Here is an 18,138-nt window from a genome sequence, read left to right as displayed (position 1 = left end):
TGAATCGGTTAGGATTGGCGAAACTATCGGGCAAGCTCGACAAAACAAGGAAACCCGAGTTGAAACTCAGTGATATCGCACAGTTGGCCGGCGTGTCCGTGACCACCGCCAGTTATGTCATCAACGGCAAGGCCCAGCAGCAGCGGATCAGCAGCGCCACCGTGGAGCGCGTGCGCGCGGTGGTCGAACAGCATGGCTTCACGCCCAACCCGCAAGCCGCCGGGTTGCGCAGTCGGCACACTCGGACGTTGGGCTTTATCCTGCCGGACCTGGAAAACCCCAGTTACGCGCGCATTGCCAAATTGCTGGAACAAGGCGCCCGGGCGCGCGGCTATCAATTACTGATTGCCAGCTCCGATGACGCCCCGGGCAGCGAACGGCAGTTGCTGCAACTGTTTCGCGCCCGTCGTTGCGACGCGTTGATCGTCGCCAGTTGCCTGCCGGCTGACGATGACAGTTATCGTCAGTTGCAGGCCAAGGGCACTCCAATCATTGCCATCGACCGGGTCATGAAGCCCGAGCATTTCTGCTCGGTGATCAGCGACGACCGTGAAGCCAGCCTGCAACTCACGCGCAGTTTGCTCGAGCCGCTGCCCAGGCAGATCGTCCTGATCGGTGCGCGGCCTGAACTGAGCATCAGTCAGGAACGCGCCGCTGGTTTCAAAGAGGCGCTGGCCGGCTTCACCGGCGACATCCTCATCGAACATGCGGAATCGTTCAGCCGCGAGTGCGGCAAACAACTGATGGAAGAATTGCTTCAACGCCTGGGCCATTTGCCGGACGCGTTGGTGACGACGTCCTACGTGCTGCTTCAGGGTGTGTTCGATGCCCTGCACGATTTCCCGCTGAAGAACCGACCACTGCGTCTTGGCACGTTCGGCGACACGCAACTGCTGGATTTTCTGCCGCTGCCGGTCAATGCCATGGCCCAGCAGCATCAGTTGATCGCCGACAAAGCGCTGGACCTGGCCTTGGCCGCCATTGAGCAATCCGACTATCAGCCCGGGGTGCACGCCATTGCGCGAACGTTCAAGCAGCGTATCCATCAGGAGTAGCTCGTGGAGCTGATCGACACCCACACGCATCTGGATTTTCCGGACTTCGATGCCGATCGCACGGCGCTGCTCGCCGACAGTCGCGCCGTCGGTGTCCGCAAGATCGTCGTGTTGGGCGTTGATCAGGGCAATTGGCAGCGGGTCTGGGAACTGGTTCAAAGCGATCCGGACCTGCACGCGGCGTTTGGTCTGCACCCGGTATTTCTGGATGATCACCGGCCTGAACATTTGTCCGAACTCGCCGATTGGCTGACGCGGCTCGCCGGACATCGACAGCTCTGTGCAGTGGGCGAAATCGGTCTGGATTACTTCATCGAATCGCTTGATCGCGAACGGCAGCAGACGCTGTTCGAAGCACAGCTGCAACTGGCGGCGGACTTCAATCTACCGGCGTTGATTCATGTGCGGCGCAGCCATGCAGCGGTGGTTGCGACGCTCAAGCGTTTCAAGTTGAAGCGCGCAGGCATCATCCACGCGTTCGCCGGCAGCAGGGAGGAAGCCCGCGAATACATCAAGTTAGGCTTCAAACTCGGCCTCGGCGGCGCCGCGACCTGGCCGCAAGCGCTGCGCATGCACCGCGTGCTGGCAGAATTGCCGCTGGAATCAGTGGTACTGGAAACCGACTCGCCGGACATGGCGCCGGTGATGTTCCCCGGCCAACGCAACAGCCCGGTGCATTTGCCGGCGATTTGCACCGCACTGGCGGGGATCATGGCGGTGAGTCCCGAGCAGTTGGCGGCGGTCAGCACGGCGAATGCGTGTGAGGTGTTCAACTGGTAACTTGCTGCCCCACACAAATCCTGTGGGAGCGAGCCTGCTCGCGATGAGCGCATAACAGTCAGCTTCTTTGTTGACTGTTACACCGCCATCGCGAGCAGGCTCGCTCCCACAAGTAAACCGGTTGGCAAACTAAACCCGAAACGCACTGATCAGCTGTTTCAGCTCCACCACCTGCACAGACAACGCCCGGCTGGCATCTTCGGTCTGGTGCGCGCCTTCAGCCGTGCGCTCGCCCGCGCGGTTGATTTCGACGATGTTCTGATCAATGTCATGCGCCACGGCGGTCTGCTGCTCCACCGCAGCGGCAATCTGCTGGTTCTGATCGACGATCATGCCGACGGCGCCAAGGATATTGTCCAGCGCCTGCTGGACTTTTTCCGATTGCCCGACCGTGCCATTGGCCATTTGATGACTGCTGCCCATCGCTTTCACCGCCGCGCCGACACCGCTGTGGAGCTTGGCGATCATCTGCTCGATTTCCTCGGTCGACTGCTGCGTGCGTTTGGCCAGCGTGCGCACCTCGTCCGCCACCACCGCAAAACCTCGCCCCTGCTCACCGGCGCGCGCCGCCTCGATGGCCGCGTTGAGCGCCAGCAGGTTGGTTTGTTCGGCGATGCTTTTGATCACTTCCAGCACGCGGCTGATCGACTGGCTGTCGCTGGCCAGTTGATTGATCACCAGCACCGACTGATCGATTTCGCTGGCCAGTGCGGCAATACTGCCCTGTTGCGACTCCACCAGCGTGCGACCGCTGAGGGTCTCGTCGTTGACGCTGTGAGCGCTGCTGACGGCCGCAGCAGCACTGCGCGCCACCTCCAGCGAAGTGGCCGACATCTGGTTCATCGCCGTAGCGACTTGCTCGATCTGCGAGCGCTGCCCCGCCACGGCCTGGTTACTTTGGGAGGAGACACTTTCGACCTGCCCGGCCTGACGCTCGACCTCCTCTACTGTCTGCCCGACCCGCTCGATCAGGTCGTGAATTTTCTTCACGGTGCCGTTGAACACCTCGCCCAACTCGCCGAGTTCATCACGGCTGTTGGCACTGAACGTCACCGTCATGTCGCCTGCCGCAACCTTGTCCATCACCGCCCCAAGACGCCTGAGGGTGGTGCGGGTCGACGCGTAGAAGCCACCGTAAAGATAGAAAATCAGCACGAACACCGCCGACAACGCGACGGCCTGCAGAATCATGTGAGTGCGGTTCTGCTCCAGCCGATGTTGCAACTGCGTGCCAAGAAATTTCAGAGTGGCTTCGTTGAGTTGGTAGGTCTGGTCCATGAGACCGGTGACCTGATCGTAAAAGGCCTGCCACGGTGCATCCAGCGTATCGGCCATCACCACTTGTTCTTCGAACAGGTCACTGGCCTGTTTGAGCGACGCTTGGCTGCCTTGCGCAGGGGCACTCAAATGCTCGCGCGCCGCTTTGCTTGAGCCCAGCGCGTCCTGCAACTTCAGGCCGTACTCGGCCTGCAGCTTTTCGATCTGCGCCATCAACTCATCGAAACGGGTGCTCGAAGACGAGTTGAGAAAGCCCTGGCCGAGGGAGTAGGAGCCCATCGCCCGACCATCGCCCAGGGTTTGAGTGATTGCCGGCGTAGTGTGGGTGATCAGTTCGCTGAGCTGGCGTATGTCACTTTGATGGTCGCGGCTCAAACCGGCCTGACTGGCGATGATCTGACTGAAAATCTGCGCATTGCCGAGCAACTTGCCGATCAGCGCGCTTTTGCTTTGCAGGGAGTTTTCCGTTTGCTGAACCTTGAACGCAGTGATCATTTCATCGCGCTTGGCATCGAAAACCGCGATCTGCTCCGGATCGGTGGTCATGGCCGTCAGCCCCTCAAGACGCGCCAACACACTTTGCTCAAGGCTGCCGATTTGCGCCTCGACATTACTGGCCTTGCCGGCCTGGCCAAGGTAGACGTTGATCTGCACCAGATTGTTGAGGGTTTCCAGATCACGCCGCAGGGTCAGGCTGCTACCGAGCAGGTCGAGGCTTTGCAGTTCGACCTGGGTACCCTGAAACTCGCGATAGGAATCGCGCACCAGATAAAAATTGGTGACCAGCATCGGGATGAGAAAAAGCACGCTGATCAGGCTGAACTTCATGCCGAAGCTCAGGCGGTTCATCAGTGCAACGGCGGGATAGAGCAAGCTCTTCACTGGAAGTCTCCCTTTCTGATTTTTCTTGTTTTTATATGGCAGGCGCAGACCAGCGGCAGATAGCCACTATTTTGCGCCAGCTCTGTATAGCTTAAATCGGCAGGAGGTTTTGTAACTTAAGGTTAACGGGGGCCAAGCGAGTCCCGCCATTGAAGGGAACGGACCTGCCTATTACATGCTGCGCGTGACAACACGGGCCGTAGGAGCCGGCTTGCTGGCGATGGCTGCGCCTCGGTGCTTCAGGAACACCGCGTTGATGCCTTCGCCAGCAAGCCGGCTCCTACGGATTTGTGGTGTTCAGGGGAGAACTGTCCACAGCGCGAAGCCGGCGTACCAGAGCAGTGCTGCGCGGAGCAGTAATTCCCAAAGGTTGTCGAGGCTGTTGATGCCATCCGGTCCCGCCACCGGCGCGGGAATCTCACCGGCCGCCAGACCGACTTTCTCGATCAATTGCGCGGCGCTAATGTTCCAGTTCAGCAGTTCGTGCAGCATCACGCGGCTGACCGCCACAAAGTTGCCGACCAGGGCAAAACTGGCGGCCAGCAGACGCACCGGCACCCAATCGAACGCATGTCGCAATTGCCCCGCACGTTCCACGACCGCCGGGTTTTGCCCGTGCTCTTCGGCGAGCGCCAGCAGTCGATAGCTCAATGCCGCGACCGGCCCCAGCAAGATGTACCAGAAAATGACGGCGAAAAAGCTTTGATAACCCTCCCACAGCAAATGGCCCTGAACCTTCTCCAGCAATTGTTCACCGCTGTCGGCGCCGATATCCAGGTCGCGCTGGGCCACGTGCGCGGCCGCTTGCAGGTCTTCACGGCGCCAGGCGTCGCGGAACGGTCCGAGGCCGGCCAGCAGATCGCCGCGCCCCAGACTGTAAATCACCACCAGCAAATGCACCGGCAGTGCCAGAAGCCCATATGCCACCGGTTCCAGCACCACCAACAACAGACCCAGCAACGCCACCGGCAGCAACACCAGAATCGTCAGGATCAGCCAGGGACGGGGCGCCATACGCGTACTGGATTCGAGCTTGTGCAGCTCTCGCACCCAGCCGCCGTCACGTTGAATCCGATGGCGCAGTGCCGAGAATTTCTCGACCCAGACCGCCAGCAGCAACACCAGAAAACTCATTGTCCTTCCTCTTTTTCCTTTACAGCCTGTGCCAAAGCAGCGCGATAGCGAACCCAGTCGAACGCCGGCCCCGGATCGGTCTTGCGCCCCGGCGCGATGTCGCTGTGCCCGCAAATGCGTTGCGTGGTGATCGCCGGGAAGGTCCTTTGCAACAGCACGGTCAATGCCGTCAGCGCAGCATATTGCGCATCGGTGAACGGCAGATCATCGGTGCCTTCGAGTTCGATGCCTATGGAAAAATCGTTACAGGTTTCCCGCCCCTCAAAGCACGAAACGCCGGCATGCCAGGCGCGCTCAAGACAAGAGACAAACTGGGTGACGGTGCCGTCTCGCTCTATCAGAAAATGCGCAGACACCCGTAGGTCAGCGATCCCCTCAAAGTAGGGGTGCTCTGTGACATCCAGCCGGTTCTGGAAAAATTCCTGCACCTTGCCGGTGGCAAATTGCGCCGGAGGCAGACTGATGTTGTGAATCACCAGCAGGGAAATTTCGTCCGTGGGGCGCGCATTGAAGTTGGGTGAGGGGCACGATTGCACTTCCTGACACCAACCACTCGCGGGGTCCAACTGCATACAGGTTCCTTCAGCGACGACAGTGTTGGCGCTCAGTATGCCGCGATAGTCCTCAACGGGCGATCACTTGCCGTGATCGAGCCGCCGCAGGTTGCCTATCACCGACTCCAGCGCGCGATCAAACAGTAACGTGTCAGCCAGGACTCGCACTGCGCCTCGCTGAAAATCGTGCGCCAACTCCGTACGGCTGCGCTCCAGAACTTTCAGGCCGGTGCGGTTGACGAAAATGTACTTGCCCGTAGCGTCGATGATTGCGGTCAACTTGCAGCGCAACGTGTTTTCCTGGTCTTCCTCGATCTCGACCCAATTGCCCGGCACCAGTTGATCGACCTGCTGCAGGCCGGCATCATCGGTCGGCAATCGGGCCAAAGCCTCTGCGGCTTCAGCGTTCTGCAGGACGACGTCCTCGCGCACTTCTACCATCGCCGCATCGGCCGCTCTCACAAGTGTCAGCGGTTGGTCCGCGCGCTCGAACAATTGCAGATGCAATGTCTCCAGGTCGCTGAAAAACTCGCTGGTAGCAAATGGATCGAACGCCGAGGCGCTCAAGCCATCGCGCAACGATTTCAGCAGGCTCGGCACCAACGCCAGTAAACGCACGTTCGCATCGGGCTCGTCGTGACGCTGCACACTCCAGATCAATTGCTCCATGGTGTGCACATCGGCGTGCCACTCAGCCGACTGATCGCTGTGCTTCAAAAACGTCAGCAACAGGACCTGAGCCCAAGCTTCCTGCACGAACGTCACAACCCGTTGTGGCAACACCTTGCCCAGCAAGGCCCGATTCACTGCCAGCCGGATGCGCTGACGGGCAAGCTCGGTTTTCGCGCGACCTTCTTCAGCGTCGCGGGTACGTTGTTCCAGCAGCTCGCTGCGCCGGCGTTCGTCGCTGGTGAACGCCAAAAAATCAGCCAGTAATTCGGAAAAAATAGCCGGGTCGTCAACGAAATCGCTCAGCAAGCGCTGCACGACCTGATCGATGCGTACATACAGGCTGTCGCGTGCATCATCATCGCTCTCGCCCCACCCCTTCGCAGCGTCCGCGATCTCATTGAGCAGACGCCGCGCCGGGTGGCTACTGCGACTGAAAAAGCTTTTATCGAGGACGGCAACTTTCAGCATCGGGATCTGCAAACGCGCGATCTGCGCCTTGAGCGAGTCCGGCAGGTTGCGGTCATCAAGGATGCAGTCGAACAGCATCGCAATCAGATTGATGACATCCTCGTCAGCCACGGCAACCACGCGTGACGTGCCGGTCTTGACGCTGACCCGGGTCAATAACTGTTCGAGCTGGTTGCGCAGGTCGAAGTCGTCCTGTATTGCAGGTTCAGGCACGTATTGCTGCAAATGCGAGAGCATGCGCAACAGGTCGCGGGTGGAAATCGGTTGCGCGGGCGCACTGGCTTCCAGAGTGGGCGCCACGCTGCCGCGCACGTGAGACAACAGCGTCTGCAGGGCGGCGAAAACCGCTTGAACGCTGCTATCGAGGGGCACGCTGACGGCTGGGTGGGCATCCACGGATTTGCTACGGACACCGGCAGTCGCGGGATCGCTGACAGGTCGCGCCGGGGCCGGTTTGAGGCCGGGCAGGATGCCGTTGCTCATCAGCAACTGATTAACTTGCGAATACAGCAGATCAACGTCGCTTAGGACATAGCGCTCGAAGAGTTTGAGGATGACCAGCTTGACCTGGATTACCACGCCAAGGGTCTGTGCGGCCTGCACAAAATACTCGCAGATCATCGCCGGCCCCATCGGGTTATGCCCGGCGATGAGTTTTCGGCCCACTAACATGCTCAGTCTGGCGGTCAACTGGTCAAGCGCGTAGCCGTCCCGGTTCAGCACTTTGCCGACCATCGCCTCCACCGCCACTGTTCGTTCAAGGTCATCGGGTGAGCACCCTGCCACATCGACTGCCAGCACAGAGGGCGTTTTGCTGTTTTTGTCTTGCGTCAGGCGAATGAAAGAGTCGAAGAACTGCTCGAAAAATACCCGTTCGATACTTTTGCGTTTGAGGCGCAAATCGCGCATGGCTTCGAAGAAAATGTTCTGGTCGACATCGTTCCGTGCCCGGTCAGCCATTTCGAACAGCGTGTCGTCGGCATTTTCGAAAAGTTGCTGGAGGCCATGCCCGAGCTGTTGCGCGACCGAGTCGCGAACCTGCAGCAGAATCAGCGGCATGCGGGCAAGCGGCGAGTCATCCGAATGCTCGGTTGCGGCCTTGCGCAGGGGCACTACATTGCCGTCATTGTGCATCCAGGCCTCCTGAACCGATGATGCGGGGATCGTCATCTATGACCGAGCATACAGCCTGTCAAAGTCATGACGTCAAATGTGAGGCGAATTATCGGATAAAAGACGTTACATTTGCCAGCGGGCTTTGGACCTGTATTGAAACAGACGTCTGCTGCCGGCAACAAGTTAGCAAGCGCACACGCTGAAATCGACCAAATGCACCATTCAGAGCCATTTGAGAGGGCCGCATGCCTTGGGTTGCTGCGGGCCATGGCCCTATAATCGGGCCACTTTGTTTGTGGAGTCCGTTATGCCGAACCTACGTCTCGCCGATTTGACTGCCGAAATCGAAGCCAACGTGCGCCGCGCGTTACTCGAAGACATCGGCAGCGGCGACATCACCGCACAGCTGATCCCGGCCGAACGCCTGGCCAAAGCCACCATCATCACCCGCGATGCCGCCGTTATTGCAGGCACGTCGTGGGTCGACGCGGTTTTTCGGCAGCTGGACCCGCGTGTTGCCGTGCATTGGCAGGTACGCGACGGTGATCGGGTGAATCCCAATCAGGCGCTGTTTCATCTGGAAGGCCCGGCACGTTCGTTGTTAACCGGCGAACGCTGCGCGCTGAATTTCCTGCAATTGCTTTCCGGTGTAGCCACGCGAGCGCAATACCTGGCGGATTTCGTTGCCGAAACCCAAGTGAAGCTGCTCGATACCCGCAAAACCCTCCCTGGCCTGCGCTTGGCGCAAAAGTACGCGGTGACATGCGGCGGTTGCCACAACCATCGCATCGGCCTGTACGACGCGTTCCTGATCAAGGAAAACCACATCGCCGCCTGCGGTGGCATCGCTGAAGCCATCAACGCAGCGCACAGGATCGCGCCGGGCAAACCGGTGGAGATCGAAGTGGAAAGTCTGGGGGAGCTGAAAGAAGCGCTGGCGGCGGGTGCCGATATCATCATGCTCGACGAACTGAGCCTGGACGATATGCGCGAAGCAGTGCGCCTGAATGCCGGTAAGGCAAAACTGGAAGCCAGTGGCGGGATCAACGAGAACACACTGTTGCCGATCGCGGAAACCGGGGTGGATTACATTTCGATTGGTGCGATGACCAAGGATGTGAAGGCCGTGGACCTGTCGATGCGCTTGAGCCTCTGACGAAAAATGTGGGAGCGGCCTTGCTCGCGAAGGCGTTGTGTCAGGCACCATCATTGTCAGATGTGTCGACCTCTTCGCGAGCAAACCCGCTCCCACAGGTGTTGCGTTGATACCAGGTCAGACCACCAGATTATTCATCTCGCAGTACTCGTCCCACTCGACGCCTAGCACTTCGGCCGCCTCTTTATGCAATACCAGGCGCTGTGCCTCAAACTCTTCCGGGGTGGAGGTGTACTTGAGCGTCAGTTCCCAAGGCTGCAAGCCCTGAGACTCTGCCTCATCCTCGAATGCCCACTGGATCTGGTCTTTCTGGTCGTCGGCGGGCAGGTCTTTGATCTCGTCAGCTAGCTGAGGCGTGTCCTGCACGTACTTCTTCAGCGCTTCTTCGTGACGTGCTTCCTGGGTCAATTCTTTAACGGTCATGGCGTTCTCGCTGATCGGGGGAATGGAAGATGGAACTGGATCATCAAGGATCTCTCTGACGCAAATAGCCGGGTGAAGCCCGGTTTTTCTGGCCTTCAGAACCATTCGGGGATCATCTGAAAACAACGTGTCGCTTTTTTGCCCGAGACAGGAATCGAACCTGCGACCTTCGCGTTACGAGTGCGCTGCTCTACCAGCTGAGCTACACGGGCGGTGGGCTAAACCTAGCACTGACCAACAGGTCAGGCAACTTCACTTACCTTTAAAAACAAATCTTTTCCGGACACAAAAAATGCCCCGCCGTTTGCACGGCGGGGCATTTTTTACAACGTTGAAGCGATCAGGCGTGGGGCGCGATTAAACGCCCGAAGCCTTGGCTGCTGCTACGTCTTTGATGGACAGCTTGATACGGCCGCGGTTGTCCACGTCCAGTACCAGTACTTCCACTTCCTGGCCTTCTTTCAGGATGTCGGTCACTTTTTCAACGCGAGCGTCGCTCAGCATCGAGATGTGAACCAGGCCGTCCTTGCCAGGCAGGATGTTGACGAATGCGCCGAAATCGACGATGCGCTCAACCTTGCCGACGTAGATCTTGCCGATCTCGGCCTCGGCAGTGATGCCCAGAACGCGCTGACGTGCTGCTTCAGCCGCTTCCTTGGTTTCGCCGAAGATCTTGATCGAGCCGTCGTCTTCGATATCGATCGAAGCCTTGGTCTCTTCACAGATCGCACGGATGGTCGCGCCGCCTTTACCGATGACATCACGGATTTTGTCGGTGTCGATCTTCATCGCGATCATGGTCGGAGCGTTTTCCGACAGCTCGGTACGCGACTGGCCAATGATCTGGTTCATCTGACCGAGAATGTTCAGGCGCGCTTCAAGGGCTTGGCCCAAAGCGATTTCCATGATTTCTTCGGTGATGCCTTTGATCTTGATGTCCATCTGCAGCGCGGTAACACCCTTGGCGGTACCCGCTACTTTGAAGTCCATGTCGCCGAGGTGGTCTTCGTCACCCAGGATGTCGGTCAGGATGGCGAATTTCTCGCCTTCTTTAACCAGACCCATGGCAATACCGGCAACCGGTGCCTTCATTGGAACGCCGGCATCCATCAGAGCCAGGGAAGCGCCGCAGACCGAAGCCATGGAGCTCGAACCGTTGGACTCGGTGATTTCCGACACAACACGAATGGTGTACGGGAACACGTCGGCAGCAGGCAGCATGGCTGCAATCGAGCGACGGGCCAGACGGCCGTGACCGATTTCGCGACGACCAGCGCCACCCATGCGACCACACTCGCCGACCGAGAACGGAGGGAAATTGTAGTGCAGCATGAACGGGTCTTTTTTCTCGCCTTCCAGAGTATCCAGCAGTTGCGCGTCACGGGCGGTGCCCAGTGTTGCAACGACCAGCGCCTGGGTTTCGCCACGAGTGAACAGTGCCGAACCGTGAGTCTTTGGCAGTACGCCGACTTCGATGTTTAACGGACGTACGGTCTTGGTGTCGCGACCGTCGATACGCGGCTTGCCGTTTACGATGTTTTCGCGAACGGTGCGGTATTCGATTTCGCCGAACGCCGCTTTGACTTCGCTGGAAGAAGGCTGGCCTTCTTCACCGGAGAGCTTGGCAACCACCTGATCCTTCAACTCGCCCAGGCGAGTGTAACGGTCGGCCTTGACGGTGATGGCGTAAGCCTGGGAGATCGCGTCGCCGAACTCGGCACGGATAGCGCCCAGCAGAGCGGTGGCTTCAGGCTGTGGAGCCCAGGTCCAGGTCGGCTTGGCAGCTTCGGCAGCCAATTCTTTAACGGCGTTGATCACCACCTGAAACTCGTCGTGAGCAAACAGTACGGCGCCCAGCATCTGGTCTTCGGTCAGCTCTTTGGCTTCCGATTCAACCATCAGCACGGCTTCCGACGTACCGGCAACGACCATGTCCAGGCTCGATGCTTTCTGTTGCTCGTAAGTCGGGTTCAGCAGGTAGCCAGTGCTTTCGTGGAACGCAACGCGGGCAGCGCCGATCGGGCCATCGAAAGGAATGCCGGAGATCGCCAGCGCAGCCGAGGTACCGATCATCGCAGCGATGTCCGGATCGGTTTTTTTGCTGGTGGAAACGACGGTGCAGACAACCTGCACTTCGTTCATGAAGCCTTCCGGGAATAGCGGACGGATCGGACGGTCGATCAGTCGGGAAGTCAGGGTTTCTTTCTCGGAAGGACGGCCTTCGCGCTTGAAGAAACCGCCAGGGATCTTACCGGCAGCGTAAGTCTTTTCCTGGTAGTGAACGGAAAGAGGGAAAAAGCCTTTGCTTGGGTCAGCGGTTTTGGCGCCAACAACGGTCACCAATACGGTGACGTCATCATCAACGGTAACCAGCACTGCGCCGGAGGCTTGACGGGCGATACGGCCTGTCTCGAGGGTAACGGTCGACTGACCGAACTGGAATTTTTTGATAACCGGGTTCACGGTGTCCTACCTTCTTTGTGGCTCTTGGGGAACTTGTCTTCTTGCGAAATTCTTGGGCAATGTCGGGAATCGGCCCAACGCCTGTCCAGGGTAAAACGTGTATCCAGATAAAACTTGAGGCTGGGAGCCTGCCATGCGCCAGCGGGAAACCCGCTGACGCACAGCAAACAACCAACCTCATAGCGCAATCGCTTATTAGCGACGCAGACCCAGGCGACCGATCAGAGCGCTGTAACGGCTCACGTCTTTGCCTTTCAGGTAGTCCAGCAGCTTGCGACGCTGGTTAACCATGCGGATCAGACCACGACGGGAGTGGTGATCTTTACCGTTGGCCTTGAAGTGACCTTGCAGTTTGTTGATGTTGTGGGTCAGCAGTGCAACTTGCACTTCTGGCGAACCAGTGTCACCAACAGCTTGCTGATAGTCAGCAACGATTTGAGCTTTTTCTTGAACGTCGAGAGCCATGAGGCAATCCTTTTATCAGGAAACTGTTTCAGAAACACAGTTTCAACAGGCCAGGGACAAATCCCTGTATCTATAAATGAGTAGTGACCGTGCCTGTTGACAGCCACCCTCGCCAGCCTGCTTTGACACAGACTGGTTTCGGTCATTCCGACCGAATCAGTCGACGCGGCGCGATGCGCCCGTCTTCGCTCACTTCACCGATTCCAATGAAGCGACCGTTGTGATCCTGTACCCGTACCATGCCGAACTTCGGTGCATCCGGGGCTCGTACCGGCTGGCCGTTAAGCCAGTAGAACGAGCTGTGCTCCGAGAACTGCAACAATGGCCAGTCCAGCAGCCCGCTGTCCGAAGGCATCAGGAAACGATCAACCGCTTCGTTGCCACCTTCGGCATGGACCGCTTCCAGCTCTTCCAGCGTTACCGTCTGCGCCAGCGTGAAAGGCCCGGCCTGGGTACGTCGCAATTGAGCAACGTAAGCGCCACAACCGAGTTGCTCACCGATATCCTCCACCAGGGTGCGGATATAGGTGCCTTTGCTGCAATCCACCGCGAGCCGCGCAGTATCACCTTCGAAGGCCAGCAATTCCAAGCGCGCAATAGTAACAGAACGCGGTTCGCGCTCCACTACTTCGCCTGCACGCGCCAGCTTGTACAGCGGCTGGCCATCACGCTTGAGAGCCGAGTACATGGGCGGTATCTGGCTGATTTGGCCGCGAAATTTCGGCAACACCGCTTCAACGTCGGCACGACCAACGGTCACCGGACGTTCCTGTAAAACCTCACCCTCGGCATCTGCCGTGGTGGTGGTCTTGCCCAGTTGCGCCAGGGTCTCGTAACCCTTGTCGGAGTCGAGCAAATACTGCGAAAACTTGGTGGCCTCACCGAAGCACAGCGGCAATACACCGGTGGCTAGCGGATCAAGACTGCCGGTGTGCCCGGCTTTCTCGGCGTTCAGCAACCAGCGAACCTTCTGTAACGCGGCGTTGGAGGTAAACCCCAACGGCTTGTCGAGCAGGATGACGCCGCTGACGTTACGACGGATACGTTTGACCTGAGCCACCGATTACTCCTTGGTGTCTTCGGGTGCTGTCGCTTCCGGGCGCTGGCTGTCTTCAGCCACCGCACGTTCGATCAGGGCCGACAGATGCGCGCCACGCACGACACTTTCGTCGTAGTGGAAGTGCAACTGTGGAACGCTGCGCAACTTCATTTCGCGGGCCAGCTGCATGCGCAGGAAACCGGCGGCCGAGTTGAGCACCTTGATGCTTTGCGCGATGTCTTCGGCGCTGTCCTGTCCCATCACGGTGATGAAGATCTTGGCATGACCGACGTCACGGCTGACCTCAACAGCGGTAATGGTGACCAGGCCGACGCGCGGGTCTTTGACTTCACGACGGATCAGCTGTGCCAGCTCACGCTGCATCTGATCGCCGATACGTTGGGTACGGCTGTATTCTTTTGCCATGTCTTGTTACCTGTTACTGCCCGACGGTGAAACCCGACGGGTCTGAAAGCGGCAAACGCCCGGCCTGACAAAAGCCAGACCGGGCGTTGCGTTTAGAGTCCTGACGCGGCGCCGTGCATTTTCATGCAACGGCCCCGAGTGACCCTTGAAGTGCGCGAGTTAGAGGCTGCGAGCAACCTGAACCTTCTCGTAGACTTCGATCTTGTCGCCAGGTTTGACGTCGTTGTAGCTCTTGACGCCGATACCGCATTCCATGCCGGCACGTACTTCGGCAGCGTCATCCTTGAAGCGGCGCAGGGATTCCAGCTCGCCTTCGAAGATAACGATGTCTTCACGCAGTACACGGATTGGACGGTTACGGTGAACAACACCTTCGATAACCATGCAACCGGCGATCGCGCCAAACTTCGGCGAGCGGAACACGTCACGCACTTCAGCGATACCCAGGATGTTCTCGCGAACATCGCTGCCCAGCATACCGGTGAGGGCTTTCTTGACGTCTTCGATGATGTCGTAGATGACGTTGTAGTAACGCATATCCAGACCTTCCTGCTCGACGATCTTCCGTGCACCAGCATCGGCACGCACGTTGAAGCCGAACAGTACAGCGTTGGAAGCCAGTGCCAGGTTGGCGTCGGACTCGGTGATACCACCGACGCCGCCGCCCACTACACGCACTTGCACTTCGTCGTTACCCAGGCCGTTCAAGGCGCCGTTCAACGCTTCGAGGGAACCACGGACGTCAGATTTGAGGACGATGTTGAGCGTCTTCTTCTCTGCCTGACCCATGTTTTCGAAGATGTTTTCCAGCTTGCCGGCGTGAGCGCGAGCCAGTTTGACTTCGCGGAACTTGCCTTGACGGAACAGAGCCACTTCACGGGCTTTCTTCTCGTCCGACAGCACGCTCATCTCGTCGCCAGCGTCCGGGGTACCGTCCAGGCCGAGAATCTCGACAGGGATGGATGGACCGGCTTCCTTGATTGGCTTGCCGTTCTCGTCGAGCATGGCACGTACACGGCCATAGTTCGAACCGACCAGGACCATGTCGCCTTGGCGCAGGGTACCGTCTTGAACCAGAACGGTTGCAACCGGGCCACGACCTTTGTCGAGACGCGATTCAACCACGACGCCACGGCCAGGAGCCGAAGGCGTCGCTTTCAGTTCGAGAACTTCAGCTTGCAGCAGGACAGCTTCGAGCAACTCGTCCACGCCGGTACCGACTTTCGCCGAAACCGAAACGAACGGCGTATCACCGCCCCACTCTTCGGAAGTTACGCCGTGAACCGACAGTTCGCTACGGATGCGATCGAGATCGGCGCCCGGCTTGTCAATTTTGTTCACTGCAACAACCAGTGGAACACCAGCAGCCTTGGCGTGCTGGACAGCTTCAATGGTCTGCGGCATTACGCCGTCGTCCGCTGCAACTACCAGGATCACGATGTCGGTCGCCTTGGCACCACGAGCACGCATTGCGGTAAACGCAGCGTGACCCGGGGTGTCAAGGAAGGTGACCATGCCGCGTTCGGTTTCAACGTGGTATGCACCGATGTGCTGGGTGATACCACCGGCTTCGCCAGCAGCTACCTTGGCACGACGGATATAGTCGAGCAGCGAGGTCTTACCGTGGTCAACGTGGCCCATTACGGTCACAACCGGTGCACGGGAGAACGTCTCACCTTCAAACTTCAGGGACTCGGCCAGGGAATCTTCCAGGGCAGTGTCGCTGACCAGGGTCACTTTGTGGCCCAACTCCTCAGCTACAAGCTGAGCAGTTTCCTGATCGAGCACCTGGTTGATCGTCGCTGGAGTACCCAGTTTGAACATGAACTTGATGATTTCAGCTGCCTTGACCGACATCTGATTGGCGAGATCGCCAACAGAGATGGTCTCGCCGATCTGCACATCACGCACGACAGGGCCGGTTGGGCTCTGGAAACCGTGAGCGTTGCGTTTCTTCAGCTTGGCCTTGCCGCGACCACCGCGACGGAAGCTGTCGCTTTCTTCGTCGGTAGTACGTGGGGCAACGCGTGGAGCAGGCGCTTTCTCTTTAACCGAGGCACGATGCGGAGCGTTTTTACGCTCGCCGTCGCCACCACCACCGCTGCGACGATTGTTATCGTCTGCACGTGGTTTGTCCGGACGGCGCTGTTCGTTCTGCTTGTTACGAACATCTGCAGAAGGCGCTGGCGCAGTGGTCACCGGTGCGCTTTCACGTACTGGCTCGGCAACTGCAGCCGGTGCAGCAACAGCGTCGTTAGTCGCGGTTTGCGCAGCAGCAGGCTGGCGACGCGCGTCTTCTTCGGCGCGACGCTTGGATTCTTCTTCAGCCTTTTGACGGGCAGCATTTTCTACTGCACGACGTTCATCCAGTTCGCGCTTGCGTTCGGCTTCGATTTCTTCCGGGCTGCGCTGTACGAAAACTTTCTTCTTGCGGACTTCAACACTGATGCTTTTGCTGCCAGCAACACGCAGGGTGCTGGTAGTTTTACGCTGCAGTGTAATCTTGCGTGGTTCTTCCACTTTCGCCTTGTGGCTGCTTTTCAAGTGAGTCAGCAAAGATTGCTTCTCACTGTCAGTCACATTTTCTTCGGCGGCGGTGTGCGGCAGACCTGCCTCACGCATCTGCTGCAACAGGCGCTCTACCGGTGTTTTGACCTCATCGGCCAGTTGTTTCACCGTGACTTGCGTCATGCACTTCTCTCCTCAGGCCGCGCCTAATTACTCGAACCAATGGGCTCGGGCGGCCATGATCAACTTGCCGGCACGATCTTCGTCAATGCCGTCGATGTCGAGCAGATCGTCAATAGACTGCTCGGCCAGGTCTTCGCGGGTAATTACGCCGCGCACCGCCAGTTCCATCGCCAGATCCTTGTCCATACCCTCAAGCGAGAGCAGGTCTTCGGCCGGATGGGCGTCTGCCAGCTTTTCCTCAGTAGCGATGGCTTTGGTCAACAAACGATCCTTGGCACGAGCGCGAAGCTCGTTGACGGTTTCTTCGTCAAAGCCGTCGATGTTGAGCATTTCTTCCAACGGTACGTAGGCAATCTCTTCCAGACTGGTGAAGCCTTCATCTACCAGCACCTGTGCGAGGTCTTCGTCGACTTCCAGCTCGTCGATGAAGTTGCGCAGGATGTCGCCGGTTTCTGCTTGCTGCTTAGCCTGGATGTCCGATTCGGTCATCACGTTCAGGGTCCAGCCAGTCAACTGGCTAGCCAGACGCACGTTCTGACCACCGCGACCGATGGCCTGAGCCAGATTGTCTGCGCCAACGGCGATGTCCATTGCATGGGCATCTTCGTCAACGATAATTGCCGCCACTTCAGCCGGCGACATTGCATTGATCACGAACTGGGCCGGGTTATCGTCCCACAGCACGATGTCAACACGCTCACCGCCCAACTCGCCGGACACTGCCTGGACACGCGAACCGCGCATGCCGATGCAAGCGCCTTGCGGGTCGATGCGTTTGTCCTTGGAGCGGACCGCGATCTTGGCGCGCGAACCCGGGTCACGGGACGCAGCCATCACTTCGATCAGGCCTTCAGCAATTTCCGGCACTTCGATGCGGAACAACTCGATCAGCATTTCCGGCGCGGTACGCGACAGGATCAGCTGCGGGCCGCGGTTCTCGGTGCGGATTTCCTTGAGCAGCGCACGCAAGCGCACGCCGACCCGGAAAGTTTCGCGAGAAATGATGTCTTCACGAGCCAGCAACGCTTCAGCGTTGTTGCCCAGGTCGACGATCACATTGTCGCGGGTAACTTTTTTCACGGTGCCGGAGATGATTTCCCCCAAGCGCTCGCGATAAGCATCAACGACTTGAGCGCGCTCGGCTTCGCGTACTTTCTGCACAATGACCTGCTTGGCAGTTTGTGCAGCGATGCGGCCGAACTCGATGGATTCGATTTTCTCTTCGACTACGTCACCTACCTGAGCACCAGGATGCGTTTCAGCAACCTTGCTCGGCCAGGTTTCAATGGCCGGATCGTCAAGATCTGCTTCTTCGACGACAGTCCAGCGACGGAATGTCTCGTAAGCACCAGTGTGGCGATTGATTTCCACACGCAGATCGACTTCGTCCTCGAAACGCTTTTTGGTAGCAGTGGCCAGAGCCAGCTCCAGCGCTTCAAAAATTACGTTGGCCGGTACGCCCTTTTCATTGGATACCGACTCAACAACCAGCAGTACTTCTTTGCTCATCGTACGCCTCGCCTTTCGCAAGCCATT

14 protein-coding genes, 1 tRNA gene and 1 pseudogene are annotated in these 18,138 nt (G+C 58.4%); 3 read left to right on the top strand and 13 right to left on the bottom strand.

What is annotated here, in order from left to right:
• Window positions 1–59 precede the first annotated feature (59 nt).
• Both cra and DU29_RS0119250 read left to right on the top strand, forming a co-directional pair.
• Entirely contained in the window at window positions 60–1,055 is a 996-nt protein-coding gene (gene cra / locus DU29_RS0119255) for a catabolite repressor/activator (protein WP_028623145.1), read from the top strand.
• 3 nt (window positions 1,056–1,058) lie between these two features.
• Window positions 1,059–1,835, top strand: a complete 777-nt coding sequence (locus tag DU29_RS0119250; RefSeq protein ID WP_028623144.1) for a TatD family hydrolase — start codon at window positions 1,059–1,061, stop codon at window positions 1,833–1,835.
• A gap of 129 nt (window positions 1,836–1,964) precedes the next feature.
• Here the strand turns inward: DU29_RS0119250 and DU29_RS1000000133805 are convergent, their stop codons facing one another.
• The 5 genes and pseudogenes from DU29_RS1000000133805 to DU29_RS0119230 all read right to left on the bottom strand — a co-directional run bounded on the left by DU29_RS1000000133805 (window position 1,965) and on the right by DU29_RS0119230 (window position 7,957).
• Window positions 1,965–2,669, bottom strand: a complete 705-nt coding sequence (locus DU29_RS1000000133805; protein WP_442961320.1) for a methyl-accepting chemotaxis protein — start codon at window positions 2,667–2,669, stop codon at window positions 1,965–1,967.
• 153 nt (window positions 2,670–2,822) lie between these two features.
• Window positions 2,823–3,026 (bottom strand): annotated as a pseudogene (locus DU29_RS1000000133800) (HAMP domain-containing protein); the annotation flags it as partial.
• Window positions 3,027–4,292: 1,266 nt separating this feature from the next.
• On the bottom strand, window positions 4,293–5,129 hold the full coding sequence (ampE, locus tag DU29_RS0119240) for a regulatory signaling modulator protein AmpE (RefSeq protein WP_028623142.1): 837 nt from the start codon (window positions 5,127–5,129) through the stop codon (window positions 4,293–4,295).
• Window positions 5,126–5,701, bottom strand: a complete 576-nt coding sequence (ampD, locus tag DU29_RS0119235) for a 1,6-anhydro-N-acetylmuramyl-L-alanine amidase AmpD (RefSeq protein ID WP_028623141.1) — start codon at window positions 5,699–5,701, stop codon at window positions 5,126–5,128. The genes ampE and ampD overlap by 4 nt, the downstream gene beginning before the upstream one ends.
• Window positions 5,702–5,764: 63 nt before the next feature.
• The gene (locus DU29_RS0119230; protein ID WP_028623140.1) at window positions 5,765–7,957 is read right to left on the bottom strand and encodes a DUF1631 domain-containing protein; all 2,193 of its coding nucleotides are present in this window, start codon (window positions 7,955–7,957) and stop codon (window positions 5,765–5,767) included.
• 289 nt (window positions 7,958–8,246) lie between these two features.
• On the opposite strand from DU29_RS0119230, the gene nadC reads away from it, so the two are divergent.
• Entirely contained in the window at window positions 8,247–9,095 is an 849-nt protein-coding gene (gene nadC / locus DU29_RS0119225) for a carboxylating nicotinate-nucleotide diphosphorylase (protein ID WP_028623139.1), read from the top strand.
• 117 nt (window positions 9,096–9,212) lie between these two features.
• Here nadC and DU29_RS0119220 read toward each other — a convergent pair whose 3' ends face one another.
• The 8 genes from DU29_RS0119220 to nusA form a co-directional block, all read right to left on the bottom strand.
• Window positions 9,213–9,518: a DUF6388 family protein gene (locus DU29_RS0119220; RefSeq protein ID WP_028623138.1), complete on the bottom strand. Its 306-nt coding sequence runs from the start codon at window positions 9,516–9,518 to the stop codon at window positions 9,213–9,215.
• A gap of 139 nt (window positions 9,519–9,657) precedes the next feature.
• Window positions 9,658–9,730: transfer RNA gene (locus DU29_RS0119215), tRNA-Thr, on the bottom strand.
• A gap of 145 nt (window positions 9,731–9,875) precedes the next feature.
• Window positions 9,876–11,981: a polyribonucleotide nucleotidyltransferase gene (gene pnp / locus DU29_RS0119210; protein WP_028623137.1), complete on the bottom strand. Its 2,106-nt coding sequence runs from the start codon at window positions 11,979–11,981 to the stop codon at window positions 9,876–9,878.
• 195 nt (window positions 11,982–12,176) lie between these two features.
• Complete coding sequence (gene rpsO, locus DU29_RS0119205; RefSeq protein WP_028623136.1) at window positions 12,177–12,446, bottom strand: 30S ribosomal protein S15; 270 nt, start codon at window positions 12,444–12,446, stop codon at window positions 12,177–12,179.
• 142 nt (window positions 12,447–12,588) lie between these two features.
• Window positions 12,589–13,506 (bottom strand): tRNA pseudouridine(55) synthase TruB, encoded by a 918-nt coding sequence (truB, locus tag DU29_RS0119200; protein ID WP_028623135.1) that lies wholly within the window; start codon window positions 13,504–13,506, stop codon window positions 12,589–12,591.
• 3 nt (window positions 13,507–13,509) lie between these two features.
• Window positions 13,510–13,911 carry a 30S ribosome-binding factor RbfA gene (gene rbfA, locus DU29_RS0119195; RefSeq protein WP_028623134.1) on the bottom strand — a complete coding sequence of 134 codons (402 nt, stop codon included), beginning with the start codon at window positions 13,909–13,911 and terminating at the stop codon, window positions 13,510–13,512.
• A 159-nt stretch (window positions 13,912–14,070) separates the two neighbouring features.
• Window positions 14,071–16,602, bottom strand: a complete 2,532-nt coding sequence (infB, locus tag DU29_RS0119190) for a translation initiation factor IF-2 (protein WP_028623133.1) — start codon at window positions 16,600–16,602, stop codon at window positions 14,071–14,073.
• 27 nt (window positions 16,603–16,629) lie between these two features.
• Window positions 16,630–18,111, bottom strand: a complete 1,482-nt coding sequence (gene nusA / locus DU29_RS0119185; RefSeq protein ID WP_028623132.1) for a transcription termination factor NusA — start codon at window positions 18,109–18,111, stop codon at window positions 16,630–16,632.
• Window positions 18,112–18,138: the final 27 nt, after the last annotated feature.

It is taken from the genome of Pseudomonas sp. Ant30-3 (genome assembly GCF_000690905.1).
Taxonomy (GTDB): Bacteria; Pseudomonadota; Gammaproteobacteria; order Pseudomonadales; family Pseudomonadaceae; genus Aquipseudomonas.
Note: the sequence above shows the minus strand (reverse complement) of the source record. Positions and strands in the feature narration are given on the sequence as shown.

Excerpts from the sequence above, each read along its gene's own strand:
- DU29_RS1000000133805 (WP_442961320.1), bottom strand. The coding sequence starts at position 2,669 with ATGTCGGCCACTTCGCTGGAGGTGGCGCGCAGTGCTGCTGCGGCCGTC.
- ampE (WP_028623142.1), bottom strand. The coding sequence starts at position 5,129 with ATGAGTTTTCTGGTGTTGCTGCTGGCGGTCTGGGTCGAGAAATTCTCG.
- ampD (WP_028623141.1), bottom strand. The coding sequence starts at position 5,701 with ATGCAGTTGGACCCCGCGAGTGGTTGGTGTCAGGAAGTGCAATCGTGC.
- DU29_RS0119230 (WP_028623140.1), bottom strand. The coding sequence starts at position 7,957 with ATGCACAATGACGGCAATGTAGTGCCCCTGCGCAAGGCCGCAACCGAG.
- nadC (WP_028623139.1), top strand. The coding sequence starts at position 8,247 with ATGCCGAACCTACGTCTCGCCGATTTGACTGCCGAAATCGAAGCCAAC.
- DU29_RS0119220 (WP_028623138.1), bottom strand. The coding sequence starts at position 9,518 with ATGACCGTTAAAGAATTGACCCAGGAAGCACGTCACGAAGAAGCGCTG.
- rpsO (WP_028623136.1), bottom strand. The coding sequence starts at position 12,446 with ATGGCTCTCGACGTTCAAGAAAAAGCTCAAATCGTTGCTGACTATCAG.
- rbfA (WP_028623134.1), bottom strand. The coding sequence starts at position 13,911 with ATGGCAAAAGAATACAGCCGTACCCAACGTATCGGCGATCAGATGCAG.
- infB (WP_028623133.1), bottom strand. The coding sequence starts at position 16,602 with ATGACGCAAGTCACGGTGAAACAACTGGCCGATGAGGTCAAAACACCG.
- nusA (WP_028623132.1), bottom strand. The coding sequence starts at position 18,111 with ATGAGCAAAGAAGTACTGCTGGTTGTTGAGTCGGTATCCAATGAAAAG.